Genomic DNA, 13,300 nt, shown 5'->3' on the forward strand with positions numbered 1-13,300 from the left:
CGAAACGCCTCGGCCGGGGTGCGGAGATGCCGCAGCCGGCCTACGAGACAAGGACCGATGACCGCGCTTTCCGTCGCATATCTTCACAGCAGCGCCTTTCCATCCGGCGTGTCCCGCGACCAGCGCACCGGCCTTTGACGATGATCAGAACGACCACACGCCAACATCCGCGCCCGCAGGCAGGGGACCCGATGGTCCCGCCGCTGGCGCGCAGGAGTTATTCCCCCCATGACCAAGACCATGCTCATCGACGCCAGCCACGCGGAAGAAACCCGCGTTGTGGTGTTGGACAACAACCGCCTCGATGATTTCGATATCGAGGCTGCCGACAGGAAGCAGATCAAGGGCAACATCTACCTCGCGAAAGTTATCCGGGTAGAGCCCAGCCTACAGGCCGCCTTCGTCGAATACGGCGGCAACCGGCACGGGTTTCTCGCCTTCGCCGAGATTCATCCCGACTATTATCAGATCCCTGTCGCCGACCGGCAGAAGCTGCTGGAACTCGAGGCGGAGGAGGCGAGGCGCCGCGTCGAGGCCGAGGATGCCGAGGACGAGCAGGAGGCGGCGCTCGCGGCGCCGCGGCCGCCGCGGGTGACGGAAATCGCGATCGGCGACGCGCCGCCGGATGCCGAGGGCCAGGTTGACGCCGAGGCCGCCGCCGCGCCGGCTGAGGTCGGTGAGGCCGAGGCGGACTCCGGACCTGAAGCCAGTGGCGCCGGCGCGGGCGAGGACCGGGCGGGGGAGGGCGCAGAGGCGACGGCGACCCCGCCCGAGCAGGTCGGCGGGGATGACGGCGTCGACGGCGCGGAGGAGGCGCAGGAGCGCCGCCGGCTGCGCGCCCTGCGCTCGTACAAGATTCAGGAAGTGATCCATCGCCGGCAGATCATGCTGGTGCAGGTGGTGAAGGAGGAGCGCGGCTCGAAAGGCGCGGCGCTGACCACCTATATTTCGCTTGCCGGCCGCTTTTCGGTGCTGATGCCGAATTCGCCGAATGGCGGGGGCGTGTCGCGCAAGATCACCTCGCTGGCTGATCGTCGCCGGCTGAAGGAGGCGATCGCCGAGCTCGAGATTCCGCAGGGCATGGGCATGATCGTCCGCACCGCCGGCGCGAACCGGCCGAAGCCGGAAATCAAGCGCGACTGCGAATATCTGCTGCGGTTGTGGGACGATATCCGCGAGCGTACCCTGGCCTCGATCGCGCCGGCGTTGGTGTATGAGGAGGCCTCGCTGATCAAGCGGACCATCCGCGACGTCTATACCCGCGACGTGGACCAGGTGCTGATCGAGGGCGAGGACGGATTCCGCTCGGCGCGCGACTTCATGCGGATGCTGATGCCGACGCATGTGAAGAAGGTCCAGCAATGGACCGAGCGGCAGCCGCTGTTCGCCAAGCACAATGTCGAGCAGATGCTCGACCAGATGTTCCAGCCGACGGTGCAACTGAAGTCCGGCGGGTATCTGGTGATCAACCAGACCGAGGCGCTGGTTGCGATCGACGTGAACTCGGGCCGGGCAACGCGGGAGCGGAATATCGAGGATACCGCGCTGCGGACCAATCTGGAGGCGGCGGAGGAAGTGGCGCGGCAGTTGCGCCTGCGCGACCTCGCGGGGCTGATCGTGGTCGATTTCATCGACATGGAGACCCGCAAGCACAACGCGATGGTCGAGCGGCGGCTGAAGGATGCGCTGAAAAACGACCGCGCGCGCATTCAGGTGGGCAGTATCAGCCATTTCGGCCTGCTGGAAATGAGCCGCCAGAGGCTGCGGCCGTCGCTGGCCGAGACCATGCTGATCGCCTGCCCGCATTGCCAGGGCGTGGGGCATGTGCGGAGCACGGCGAGCACCGCACTCGCGGTGTTGCGCGCGATCGAGGACGAGGCGGCGCGCCAGGCCGCCGAGTTGCTGGTGCACCTGACTCCGGATGTCGCGCTCTATATCTTCAATCACAAGCGTGCGCAGATTGCCGCCACCGAGGCGCGGTTCGGCATGAAGGTCGTCTTCGTCGCGGATGGCACCGTTCCGGCCACCTTCAAGATCGAGAAGGTGAAGGCGCATGCGGCGCGGCCGCAGGAAACGCCGGCGCCGACATTCCGTGCGCCGGCCGAGACGGAGGAGGTCGAGGCAGAGCAGCAAGGTGACGAGGTCGCGACGGAGGACGCCGCCGGCAACGCAGGAAAGGCGGCCGATGAGGTCGAACGCCGCCGCCGCCGCCGCCGCCGCCGCCGTGGCGGCCGTCGGGAGGACCTGGTGTCCGCGCCCACTGGCGAGCAGCCGGAGATCGCCGGAATACCGGCCGAGTTCGAGTCGCGCATGAACGACGTGTTGCCGACCGCCGCCCGTGCCGATGCGGCTGAAGCGCCGGCACCGGAAGTCACGATGGAGCCGGCCGTCGCCGAGACTGCGCCGGCCGTTCCTGAGCCCGCAAAGGAACCCAAGGTCGTGGAGACGTCACCGGCCGCCACGGAGGCCGCTCCGTCCCTTGCCGGCGAAGTGCCGGCGCCGGAAGCGGAGGCAGAGACAAAGCCGAAGCGTCGAGCGCCCACCGGCCCGCGTAGCCCGACGACCCGGCGGCGGCGCGCCGCTGCGTCGCAGGCCGCCGAGCCTGAGGTTCAGCAACCGGTCTTCACCGATATCGCGGATATTTTTGAGGCTGCCGAACAGGCGGAAGCCCTCGCGCCCAAGCCCCGCCGGACCCGTCGGCCGAAGGCAAGGCCCATGGAAGCGGAGACTGCGGTGGCTGACGCGCCTGCAACCACCGAAGCAGTCGCCGAGGTGAGCGCCGCGCCGCAGGATGGCTCGGCGTCTGCCGGGAATGTCGCTGGCGCCGAAGCGCCTGTTGCCAATGAAGGGCAGGCAGCACCAGGGGCGGCGGTGCAACCCGTTCTGATTGGTGCCAGCGAAACGCCGACCGCCGCGCGCAAGCGCGGCTGGTGGAAGCGCCCAGCCTGACTTGACCCTGATATTCCGGTTGCATGTTGAGGGGGAACTCTGATTCGACAGGCATGGCCAGGAGGCTGCGGGAGATCCCGGTCTCTGGCGCCGGCAGGCCAATTTGGGCTGCGGAAGATGGGATGCGGAGGCGTTTCCCGACATCGTGCGCGACTATGTCTGGAGAACTTTGCGACACCTGAAGGCGTGCCGGTTGTCGATGTGACCGGCGTCCTGAAGATGGGCAAGACATCACGTGGTGTCGCGCGACAATATGCCGGCTCGGCGGGCAAGATTGCCAACGGCCGGGTCGGCATGCTCGCCGCCTATGTGTCGGCTCATGCCATGCCTTTATCGATCGGGCTCTCTATCTGCCGAAGCGTTGGAGCGGCGATCCTGCAGGGCTTGCCGCAACCTGCGTTCCTGACACTGTCGCTTTCCTCACGAAGCCCGCCTTGGCGATCGACATGATCCAGCGTTCGCTGGCAACAGATGTTCCATTCACGGGTAGCCGCCGATGCCGTCTGCTGCGTGGGCGACATCGAGGGCACGAATGGCGCCCGGCTTCACGATCGGGCCTGGTGCGGACACGCAAATCCCGATGCTGAAGATCATGATGAGACAAAGACGGATCTTTGGGCCCGAGGCCTCCTGATGCGTCGCAACATCAGCGACGGCGATCTTGCATTCTTGCCGATCTGGTGCTCGGTCGGCGCGAGTATACAGGTGCCCGGTTGTCTCGAAGGCCATCCCTGGGCGATCAAAACAACTTCTAGACCGCGAAGAACGAATTCTGCCTTGACCACAACGAGACCCGGTCCTGGCACGAGTGGCATCGCCACGTCTCGCTCGTGATGCCCGCTTCGCCGTGATGGCCGTGGTCCGATATCGCGCCGACGATACGACGCCCCCCAAAAAGCCGAGTATGACGACCCGCAGAAGCGGATCCGCTGGTCTGTTCAGGGAGTCCGCCGCATCGCCAACAAGCGCGCTCAGAGACGGGTCGAACCCGCCGACGTCATCGCTTGGTCGTGCTTGCGACCGACCCACCAAGCCGCGCCCGAACGGACTTATCAAAAATCCAAAATGCAACCGTAATGCTGGAACGGCTTCAGGCCGCGCGGGGCGGATGTCCGGCCCGGCGCATTAGGAGGTGCCGTCCGCGTCGTGAGGGCGGACGTCGAGGAACCGGCTCAGCAGCCAGTCCCCGTCGATCTTCTGTTCGGTGAGAGCCATGGCCAGAACCTCGCCGCCAAAGACCGGGGCGGCGAGGATCATGTCTGGATGAACCCGACGCACCCGTTCCAGGTTCTTGCGCGTGCTGACCGCAGCAACCTTTTTGGCATCGGTGCCCAGTTCGCGGACAGCGAGAATCACGAATGCGTTTTCAGAGTCATCATCCGAAAGAGCGAGAATCGCCCGCGCATGCTCGCCTCCGGCCTTGCGCAGCGTATCGAGATCCGTCGGGTCGCCGATGACGGTCTCGGCATCGCTGAAGCCAGCATCCTCGGTTTCGGTGATGAAGACCACCGCCTCGCCGCGATGGTGGAGTTCGCGCGCCGTGTTCCTGGCAAGGACGCCATGCCCCGAAATGATGAAGTGGTTCACGCGTTTCATCTTCTGTCTCCGTGGACCGATCGTCCGGTTGATGCGATTCTGGAGAACCGGGCCGATCACCGCAGTGAGCGCCGTCGCAAATACCGTCAGCCCAAGGACGATCAGCGAGACGACGAAGAGCCTTGCATCCTCGCTTTTGGGCAGAATATCGCCGTATCCGACGGTCGACATTGTAACGATAACAAAATAAACTGCCGCGGGCAGATTCGTGATCGGCGGGCTGAATCCCGCTCCAAGAAGCAAGGAGCCCAATACGCCATAGACCATCAGCACGAGCACGGACGCCACCGCGAATAGCGTTCCGGCGGCGAGTGACGAGCGCGAGAAGTGATTGCGCGCCAGCAGGAGCGACGCCAGGAGGACGAGGATATAGATCGTCTCGCCATCGAGCCGCGTTGCAGCTCCCAGATGCACGGTCAGCAGAAGTTGGGCCAGCGCGATGCCGATGGCCGATAGCCAGGCGATTCTCGACCGCCCGAGCAATCCCAAGGCGATCAAGATCTGTAGGGCGCCGACGACCACGTTCGGCACACCGTTGAGAATCAGGCCGGGAATGTTTCCCGAAATCGGGTGGATGGCACTGACCAGGTTCGCCAGATCGAGGTGGAGATATTGTGCCGCGAACTTCTGGATCGTGGGCAAAATCGCGAGGGCCCCGGCGACACCGACGGCGAGCGCCAGAGGCACGTGAGGGAACCAGAGGTCCATCCGCAAACGGCGGTACCAGCGGTTGCTGAGCAACCGCGTCTGCCGGGCAACGAGCGATAATGCCCTACGCACGGCGACCTCGGCCCCTGCCGCATTTCATCACACCAGACATCCGGAAGGCAGATGGGCGCAGACCGGCAGCGGTGCAACGCCCGCCGGTCAGGGAATGGTGATTTCGAAACTCTCGATCACGGTATTGGCAAGCAGGCGGCGAGCCATGGAGTCGGCTGCGTCGCGGGCCTTTTCACGGTCGGTCTCGGCGAGATCGAGTTCGATCAGCTTGCCGACCCTGACGTCGTTCACGTCATTGTATCCAAGCCCTTCGAGCGCGTGGCCGATGGCCTTGCCCTGCGGATCGAGCACGCCGGCCTTCAGCTTCACGGCGACCAGAACCTTCATTGCATCGTCTCCGGGCCCTTCATATCGCGTGTCCCGGCCTCGGGCAGGATTCCGAGACGCTTGGCGACTTCCTGATATGCTTCCTCAACCCGGCCGAGATCGCGGCGGAAGCGGTCCTTGTCCATCTTCTCGTTGGTCTTGGCATCCCAGAGACGGCAATTGTCCGGGCTGATTTCGTCGGCGAGGACGATGCGCATATCGTCGTTCTCCCACAGCCGGCCGAACTCGATCTTGAAGTCCACCAGCACGATGCCGACGCCGAGGAACAGGCCAGTGAGAAAGTCGTTGATGCGCAGGCTCAGATGGACAATGTCATCCATATCCTGGGTGCTGGCCCAGCCGAACGCGGTGATGTGGTCCTCGGACACCATCGGATCGTTCAGGGCGTCGTTCTTGTAATAATATTCGATGATCGATCGGGGGAGCCGCGTACCCTCAGGGATGCCGAGGCGCGTGCTCATGCTGCCCGCGGCAACGTTGCGAATGACGACCTCGATCGGAATGATCTCGACCTCGCGCACGAGTTGTTCGCGCATGTTGAGGCGGCGGACGAAATGGGTCGGGATGCCGATTTCGCCGAGGCGCTGCATCAGGAACTCGCTGATGCGGTTGTTCAACACGCCCTTCCCCGTGATCACGCCCTTCTTCTGGGCGTTGAACGCGGTGGCGTCGTCCTTGAAATACTGCACGAGGGTGCCGGGTTCCGGCCCTTCGAACAGGATTTTTGCCTTGCCTTCATAAAGTTGCCGGCGACGCGCCATGGGTGAACCTCGTATCTCGGCGGCTGATGGGAAACGGTGAGGCCGCACGCGACCGGGTATATCAACCGGCAGCGGTTTGCGCCATGCCCGGAGGCAGACGCTGCCCCGTGGTGGCAGCGCCAGCCGGTATCAGGCAGCCTTCTGTCTGAGCGCAGCGGGCAATCCGCCGATGGCCTGATCAATCAGGCCCCGATCATGGGCCTCGTCGATTGTCTCTTTCAGGATCTGCTCGGCGGCGCGTGCGGCGAGCGCGGCCGCGGCATCCCGCACTTCAGCGATCGCAGCGGCCTCGGCCGCCGAAATGCGCTCACGGGCCATCTGCTCGCGCCGGCGGGCGGATGCCTCGGCTTCGGCGAGCAGGTCGGCGGCAAGCCGTTCGGCCTCACGGCCAGCCATGGCCAGCATGTCCTTGGCCTGTGCCAGCGCGGCCTCGCGCCGGGATTCGGCATCCTTGAGCATGGCCTCAGCCTCGGCGCGCAAGCGCGACGCCTCGTCAAGTTCGTGCTGGATGGCGGCGCTGCGCTGGTCGAGCATGGTGGTGATGGCGCCGACGATCTTTCTTCCAAAGAAGGCCAGAAAGATCAGGACCGCGACGGTGACCCAGAAAGTCCCCTTGTCCCAAAGCGTACCGGTGAGGGCTTCGTATTCCATGATCTCTCACCCTTGGGTTGAAAGTGCCGATACCGCCTGCTCGATGCGGCCCGGCTCGACGGCCTCGCCGATCAGGCGTTGCAACAAGCTCGACGCCACATCGCGGGCGATCGGAGCCAGCGCGCCCACGGCTGTCCGGCGCGCGGAGTCGATCTCGGCCTCGGCAGAAGCGATTTGAGCGCTGAGACGGTCGTTGAGCGCTGCCGTTTGCGCGCGGGCACGTTCCTTGGCGGCGTTGACCGCTTCGGCAATTGCGCCCTGGCTCGACTCCCGCGCGTTCTGGATGGCAAGATTGAGTTCCCGGACCGCGTGTTCGGCTTCCGCCTTGGCGCGGCGTGCGGTTTCGAGGTCGGTGGCGATGCGGTTGTGGCGGTTCTCGATCACGCCGCCGATGCGGGGCAGGGCCCATCGCGCCAGCACGAAATAGAGCACGACCATGATGACCGCCATCCACACGACCTGCGCACCGGTCAGCGGATTGGAGAAATCCATCTGCGGCATCTTGCCTTCGGCCATGGCGATTGCCGGCGTCAGGCCCAGGGCGGTGGCGGCGAGCAGTATGGTGGTTCGACGCATCGCGTGAAGTTTCCCCGCCGTTGGATCAGGCGAACAGGATGATGAGCGCGATGACCAGCGCGTAGAGCGCAACCGCCTCGGTCAGCGCGAAGCCGAGCAGAACGTCGCGGAACATCTTGTCGCGCGCCGCCGGGTTACGGCCGACCGCACCGACGAAGGCGCCGAACAGGTTGCCGATACCGACGCCCGCGCCGGCAACGCCGATGGTCGCAAGACCCGCACCGACGTCGCGAGCGAGGAGGAGGGTGTCAATGGCCATAACTTGGATTCCTTTCAGTTCAAGCGGTAGCGAGGCCGGTCGGGCCGGCGGGTTGAAGAGAGCGCGAGGCGATCAGTGCATGTGGATCGCATCGTGCAGGTAAAGGCAGGTCAGGATCGCGAACACGTAGGCCTGCAGGAACGCGACCAGGAATTCGAGCGCCGTGAGCGCGATGTTCAGGCCGAGCGGTATGATCGCCGCCACCACGCCGACTGCGCCGAGACCGGAGACCAGCATCAGCATGAAGCCCGCGAACACCTCCCACATCACATGGCCGGCCGTGATGTTCGCGAACAGTCGAACCGAAAGCGAGATCGGGCGCGAGAGGAAGGAAACGATCTCGATCGGAATCAGCAGCGGAAGCAGCCAGCCCGGCACGCCCGGGGGGGAAAAGAACTTCAGGAAGCCGATGCCGTGATACCAGAAACCTACCAGCGTCGAGAGGGCGAAGACGAAAAGCGCCAGGGCGCCGGTGATCGCGATGTGGCTGGTGAAGGCGAAGAAATACGGGAACAGGCCAAGGATGTTGCCGATCAGGATGAAGGCGAACAGGGTGAAGACGAAGGGGAAGAAGCGCTTGCCTTCCTCGCCGATCGTGTCGAGCACCATGTTGTGGACGAATTCATAGCTGATCTCGGCGAGGCCCTGCATGCGGCCGGGAACCAGAGCGCGCTGGCGCAGCGCGACAACGAAAAGCGAGGTGACGATCACGGCGGCGAGCAGCATCATCTCGTTCGAATTCGTGAATTCGATCGCCTTGCCGAACGCACCGAATCCGGTGGTCAGCTGGAACTGCCCGAGAGCGTTGATCCCCGATTCTTGCGCCATCCGTATCCTCCGGTCAGTCCTTGTCGCCCGGTCCCATGGCCCGGAACACGTTTCGAAGCCCCGCAGCCGCGCCGATGGGCACGAAGCCGATCATGAACCAGGGTGCTGAATGAAAAAGACGATCCAGTCCATAGCCGATCGCGACAGCCACGACCAGAGACGCCACCATTTCGGCGCCCAGCCGCGTTGCGACGCTGAACGGATTGGGCCCCTTGTCCTGCTCCGCGCTCTTTCCGGCGGGCTTGTCGAGCCCGGCGCGGCTGCGCGCAGCGGCAAGGCGCTGATCGAAATCGCTCCGATCATCTGGCCCCTGAGCCGGTTCGTCACCCATTTTCACACCCTTACGCCCGCCGACAGGCGGCAGCGGTTGCTACCGACGCTGCCGTTCCAAGTCAACATATCGCGAGCGTGAAATCTATTCCGCGGCGATCGCCCCGGCGGGTTCGACCATCGCCGCCGCGGTACCGAGATCCACCGACAGGACACGGGAAATGCCCCGCTCCTGCATCGTGACGCCGTAGAGCCGGTCCATTCGCGCCATCGTGTGGTGGTGATGGGTGACGACGATGAACCGGGTGCCGGTATCCTGGGAGATGTCCTCCAGCAGGCGGCAGAAGCGTTCGACGTTCGCATCGTCGAGCGGGGCGTCGACCTCGTCGAGGACGGAGAGCGGCGCGGGGTTGCAGCGGAAGACCGCGAAAATCAGTGACAGCGCGGTGAGGGCCTGCTCGCCGCCGGAGAGAAGGGACAGTGTTGCGAGTTTCTTGCCCGGCGGTTCGGCGAAGATCTCAAGCCCGGCTTCGAGCGGGTCGTCGGAGCCGGTGAGGGCAAGATGGGCGCGCCCGCCGCCGAACATCCGGGTGAACAGCGCCTGGAAATGGCGGTCGATCTCGGTGAAGACGGCCGAAAGGCGCTCGCGGCCCTCCCGGTTCAGATGGCCGATGGAGCCACGCAGCTTTGCGATTGCGCTGGTGATCTCCTCGCGGTCGCGGTCGATCGCGGCAAGACGGGTCTCGATCTCGCCGACCTCGATATCGGCGCGCAGGTTGACGGGACCCATCTCGTCGCGTTCGCGGGTGAGGCGCTCGAACCGCTTCCGCGCCTTTTCGGCGGCGTCGGGCGACGGATCGGCGACTGCGGGCAGAGCGGGATCGACCCCCAGGCGCTCCAGCATCTTTTCGGCGACGGTGCCCCAGGCGTGGTCGGCTTCGCGCACGGCGGATTCAGCGCCGATGCGGGCTTCGCGGGCGCGGGCGAGATCCTGCTCCGCGGCGCGCGCGGCGGCGGAATTCCGCCGTGCGGCCTCTTCGGCGCTGGCCAGATCCCGCGCGGCGGCGTGGTGGTCGGACTCTGCCGCTTCCAGTTCGGCGCCCGCCTCGGCCCGCCGTTCCCGCGCGCCGCCATCGGCGCCGAGGGTTTCCAGGCTGGCTTCGGCCTCGTGCAAGCGGGCGCCGAGGTCGGTGCGGCGGTCATTGGCGTCGCGCGCACGTTCGGCCCAGTCCGACTGTTCGCGGATGATCGTGTCCAGACGGCGGGCGCGGGCGTCGGCTTCCGTCTGCAGGCGTTGAAGGGCCTGGGTTGCCTCGCTGTCGCGCCGGCGACTCTCGGACAGGGCGGAGCGCGCGCGATCGAGCGCGTCGCGAAAGGCCTGGGCGTCGTCCAGTGTCGCGAATTCGGCTTCGATGGCGGCGAGCGCGGCGCGTGCTTCTCCGGCCTCGGCCTCGATTCGGGCGCGTGTTTCGGCCGCCGCGGCCTCGCGGGCGGCTAGCCGTTCGGCTTCGGCCGCCAGCCGGCTCGCCGTCTCCGCCGTCGTTCGCAGATCCTTGCGGGTCCGGTCGATGGCCGATTCGGCGGCGCGGCGGGCTGTGCGCGCCTCATCCTCGGCATGCCGTGCGTCGCGCTCGGCGGCTTCGGCTTCCTGCAGCGCGGCGCGGGTGGCCTCGGCGCTCTGCCGCGCACGGGCGAACTCGACGTCAAGCTGATCCAGCCGGTTGCGCTGGGCGAGGCGGACTGCCGCCTCGGTCGGCGCACCAGGGCGGACCACGAACCCGTCCCAACGCCAGACCCCGCCCTCGATCGAAACGAGAATCTGGCCCGGGCGCAGCGTCGCCTGCAAGGCTTCGCCGTCTTCGCCATCCGGCAGCAGGAGAATGTGATCGAGGGCGCGTCGGAGGGCATCCGGCGCGGTGATCGTTTCGCCGATCCGGGGCAGCGCGGCATCGGACGCGATGGCCGGCAAGGAGCGCCAGTGCCGGGCGGCGCTGGCCTGCTCGCCCGCCGAGAGCTCGGCGCCCAGCGCGGCGCCCAGTGCCGTTTCCAGCCCTGCGGGAACCTTGATGCGGTCCAGCACCGGGTCGGGGTCGCGGCCGAATTTCTGGGCGAGCAGGGCTTTCAGCGCATCGGTTTCGGCCTTGAGCCGCGCCGCCGCGGCATCCGCCTCGGTTGCGGCAGAGCGGGCGCGGATCGCGGCAGCATGGGCTTCCGTGCGCCGCGTTTCCGCCCCCTGCACCCTGTTCTGGGCCTCGGCATAGGTGGTTTCAGCTGCAGCCACTGCCCGTTCGGCTGCCTCGCGGGTGGCTTCCGCCGCGGCGAGACGTTCGGGAGAAACGAGGGCGGCCTGTGCTGTGGCGTGCGCGGCTTCGGCTTCGCGGGCCCGGCGATCCGCCTGGCCGGCGGTGCCGCGGGCCTGGGTCAGCCGGGTTTCCATGGCCTGACGCTGGGCCTGGGCGCGGGCGGCGGCTTCCGTCGCCTGTTGGGTTGCGGCTTCGCACTGGGCGAGTGCGGCCGACGCGGCCTCGGCCTCGCGCCGCGCCTGCTCGATTCGGGCGGGAGCCAGTTCGTGATCGGCGGCGAGTTGCGACCGCTCGGCCTCCAGCCGGATCGCGGCGGCTTCGGCGTCGCGCGCGATCCGTTCGGCGCCGGCATGGTCCTTTCGCAGGGTGGCCACCCGCGCTTCGGCTTCGCGCCGGGCCGCTTCGAGGCGCGCGATCTCGGCATCGATCTGCTCGGCGAGGATCCGTGCGCGCTCGAGGCGTGTGCGCGTGTCCGCTTCGCGCGCGCGCAAGGCCGGCAGCGCATCGTTCTGCGAGGTTTCGCGGCCCAGCACGTCGTCGCGAAGCTTTTCGGCGTGGCCAACCGCTGCTTCGGCCTCCGCGAACTGCGCGCGCGCCGCCCGGCGCCGGCGTTCGGCGAGCTCGCGTTCGATGGCGAGATATTCAGCCTCGGCGTCGCGGATCAACCCCGAGATGTTCCGGTAGCGATTGGCCTGGCGGGCCTGCTTGCGCAACTCGGCGAGGCGCGCCTCCTGCTGGGCGCGCAGGTCGTCGGCCCGGAGAAGGTTCTGCTCGGCCGCCCGCAGCTTGAGTTCGGCCTCGTGCCGGCGGGCGTGCAGGCCGGTGATGCCGGCGGCTTCCTCCAGCAGGGCGCGCCGCTCGTCCGGGCGGGCGTTCACCAGGGCGGAAACCCGGCCCTGGCTGATCATCGCAGAATTGCGGGCACCGGAGGCGAGGTCGGCGAACAGGGTCGCGACATCGCGCGCGCGCACTTCGCGCCCGTTGATCCGGTACGAACTGCCGCTGCCGCGCTCGATCTTGCGCGAGACCTGGAGTTCCGGCTCGTTCTGGAACGGAACCGGGGCGAGGCCCGCGGTGTCGGTCAGGGTGATCGACACTTCGGCAAGATTTCGCGCAGCACGCGCCATCGTGCCGGCGAAAATGACGTCCTCCATCTCGCCGCCGCGCAGGGACTTGGCGCTGGCTTCGCCCATCGCCCAGCGCAGCGCGTCGACCACGTTCGACTTGCCGCAGCCGTTCGGCCCAATGATGCCGGTCAGCCCTGGCAGGATGTCGATCGTGGTCGGATCGGCGAAACTCTTGAACCCGCTGATCCGCAGGCGGGCGAAACGCGCGGGCAAGCCGGACCTACGCGGCCTTCAGCCAGGAGGAGAAGGTGTCGAACGAAACCGCTCCCTCCCGCTTGCGGCCATTGATGATGAAGGTCGGGGTCGAATTGACCTTGTAGGTCTTCTCGGCGTCGTTCAGTTCGTTGAGGACGAAGGCGCGCAGCTTCTTGTTGGCTATGGCGGCGTCGAACGTCGTGCGGTCCATGCCGGCGAGGGCGGCGTAGCGGAACAGGGCGTTCTGGTAATCCTTGGGCGTTTTCAGCCCCGGCGCGTAGGCCCATTCATCCTGCGTGCGGAAGAGTTCCGAGATGAACGGATAATATGCCTTCGCCGGCAGCGCGCGGGCGATCTGCGCGGCCCAGAGTGCGTCCTCGTTCAGCGGGAAGTCCTTGAAGACGTAATAGACCTTGCCTGGCTTGACGTAGCTTTCGATGACCTTGGGCAGCGCGTGCGTGGCGAATTCGGCGCAATGCGGACAGTTGAGGGAAAAATATTCATAGACGGTTACGGGGGCATTCGGATTGCCGAGGCTGCGGATCGAATAGGGGGAATCGGTTTTCGTTTCCGCGGCGGCCGCCGGAAAGGCGATCCCCAGAGAGCCTGCGGTCGCAAGCCCACCTACCATTCCTAGTAGCGAACGACGGTCCATGACGATATCTACCTCTATATGTT

The 13,300-nt window shown here is 66.3% G+C and carries 11 protein-coding genes and 1 pseudogene; 2 read left to right on the top strand and 10 right to left on the bottom strand.

What is annotated here, in order from left to right; translation table 11 throughout:
• Nucleotides 1-228 precede the first annotated feature (228 nt).
• Nucleotides 229-2,949: a ribonuclease E/G gene (locus ACRY_RS04410; protein WP_011941495.1), complete on the top strand. Its 2,721-nt coding sequence runs from the start codon at nucleotides 229-231 to the stop codon at nucleotides 2,947-2,949.
• Nucleotides 2,950-3,010: 61 nt separating this feature from the next.
• Nucleotides 3,011-3,871: pseudogene (locus ACRY_RS20150) on the top strand (transposase); the annotation flags it as partial.
• A 203-nt stretch (nucleotides 3,872-4,074) separates the two neighbouring features.
• Here ACRY_RS20150 and kch read toward each other — a convergent pair.
• The 10 genes from kch to ACRY_RS04460 all read right to left on the bottom strand — a co-directional run bounded on the left by kch (nucleotide 4,075) and on the right by ACRY_RS04460 (nucleotide 13,253).
• Entirely contained in the window at nucleotides 4,075-5,286 is a 1,212-nt protein-coding gene (gene kch / locus ACRY_RS04415; protein ID WP_231295336.1) for a voltage-gated potassium channel protein, read from the bottom strand.
• A 126-nt stretch (nucleotides 5,287-5,412) separates the two neighbouring features.
• Nucleotides 5,413-5,652, bottom strand: coding sequence for a phosphoribosylformylglycinamidine synthase subunit PurS (gene purS, locus ACRY_RS04420; RefSeq protein WP_007422337.1), 240 nt, complete (start codon nucleotides 5,650-5,652; stop codon nucleotides 5,413-5,415).
• Nucleotides 5,649-6,413 carry a phosphoribosylaminoimidazolesuccinocarboxamide synthase gene (gene purC, locus ACRY_RS04425; protein ID WP_007422336.1) on the bottom strand — a complete coding sequence of 255 codons (765 nt, stop codon included), beginning with the start codon at nucleotides 6,411-6,413 and terminating at the stop codon, nucleotides 5,649-5,651. Before purC ends, purS begins: the two co-directional genes overlap by 4 nt.
• A gap of 129 nt (nucleotides 6,414-6,542) precedes the next feature.
• Complete coding sequence (locus ACRY_RS04430; protein WP_007422335.1) at nucleotides 6,543-7,064, bottom strand: ATP synthase subunit b 1; 522 nt, start codon at nucleotides 7,062-7,064, stop codon at nucleotides 6,543-6,545.
• 6 nt (nucleotides 7,065-7,070) lie between these two features.
• Nucleotides 7,071-7,640, bottom strand: a complete 570-nt coding sequence (locus ACRY_RS04435) for an ATP synthase subunit b 2 (RefSeq protein WP_011941499.1) — start codon at nucleotides 7,638-7,640, stop codon at nucleotides 7,071-7,073.
• 25 nt (nucleotides 7,641-7,665) lie between these two features.
• Nucleotides 7,666-7,899, bottom strand: coding sequence for an ATP synthase subunit C (locus ACRY_RS04440; RefSeq protein ID WP_007422333.1), 234 nt, complete (start codon nucleotides 7,897-7,899; stop codon nucleotides 7,666-7,668).
• Nucleotides 7,900-7,971: 72 nt separating this feature from the next.
• Complete coding sequence (locus tag ACRY_RS04445) at nucleotides 7,972-8,727, bottom strand: F0F1 ATP synthase subunit A (protein WP_007422332.1); 756 nt, start codon at nucleotides 8,725-8,727, stop codon at nucleotides 7,972-7,974.
• Between the two features lie 13 nt (nucleotides 8,728-8,740).
• Entirely contained in the window at nucleotides 8,741-9,058 is a 318-nt protein-coding gene (locus ACRY_RS04450; RefSeq protein WP_007422331.1) for an AtpZ/AtpI family protein, read from the bottom strand.
• A gap of 84 nt (nucleotides 9,059-9,142) precedes the next feature.
• Entirely contained in the window at nucleotides 9,143-12,640 is a 3,498-nt protein-coding gene (gene smc / locus ACRY_RS04455) for a chromosome segregation protein SMC (RefSeq protein WP_011941501.1), read from the bottom strand.
• A 7-nt stretch (nucleotides 12,641-12,647) separates the two neighbouring features.
• Complete coding sequence (locus ACRY_RS04460) at nucleotides 12,648-13,253, bottom strand: DsbA family protein (protein WP_231295337.1); 606 nt, start codon at nucleotides 13,251-13,253, stop codon at nucleotides 12,648-12,650.
• Between the last annotated feature and the right edge of the window lie 47 nt (nucleotides 13,254-13,300).

Source organism: Acidiphilium cryptum JF-5 (assembly GCF_000016725.1).
GTDB classification, from domain to species: domain Bacteria; phylum Pseudomonadota; class Alphaproteobacteria; order Acetobacterales; family Acetobacteraceae; genus Acidiphilium; species Acidiphilium multivorum.

Bases quoted from the DNA above. Each gene is read 5' to 3' on its own strand.
- ACRY_RS04410 (WP_011941495.1), top strand. From the start codon at position 229: ATGACCAAGACCATGCTCATCGACGCCAGCCACGCGGAAGAAACCCGC.
- purS (WP_007422337.1), bottom strand. From the start codon at position 5,652: ATGAAGGTTCTGGTCGCCGTGAAGCTGAAGGCCGGCGTGCTCGATCCG.
- purC (WP_007422336.1), bottom strand. From the start codon at position 6,413: ATGGCGCGTCGCCGGCAACTTTATGAAGGCAAGGCAAAAATCCTGTTC.
- ACRY_RS04430 (WP_007422335.1), bottom strand. From the start codon at position 7,064: ATGGAATACGAAGCCCTCACCGGTACGCTTTGGGACAAGGGGACTTTC.
- ACRY_RS04435 (WP_011941499.1), bottom strand. From the start codon at position 7,640: ATGCGTCGAACCACCATACTGCTCGCCGCCACCGCCCTGGGCCTGACG.
- ACRY_RS04440 (WP_007422333.1), bottom strand. From the start codon at position 7,899: ATGGCCATTGACACCCTCCTCCTCGCTCGCGACGTCGGTGCGGGTCTT.
- ACRY_RS04445 (WP_007422332.1), bottom strand. From the start codon at position 8,727: ATGGCGCAAGAATCGGGGATCAACGCTCTCGGGCAGTTCCAGCTGACC.
- ACRY_RS04450 (WP_007422331.1), bottom strand. From the start codon at position 9,058: ATGGGTGACGAACCGGCTCAGGGGCCAGATGATCGGAGCGATTTCGAT.
- ACRY_RS04460 (WP_231295337.1), bottom strand. From the start codon at position 13,253: ATGGTAGGTGGGCTTGCGACCGCAGGCTCTCTGGGGATCGCCTTTCCG.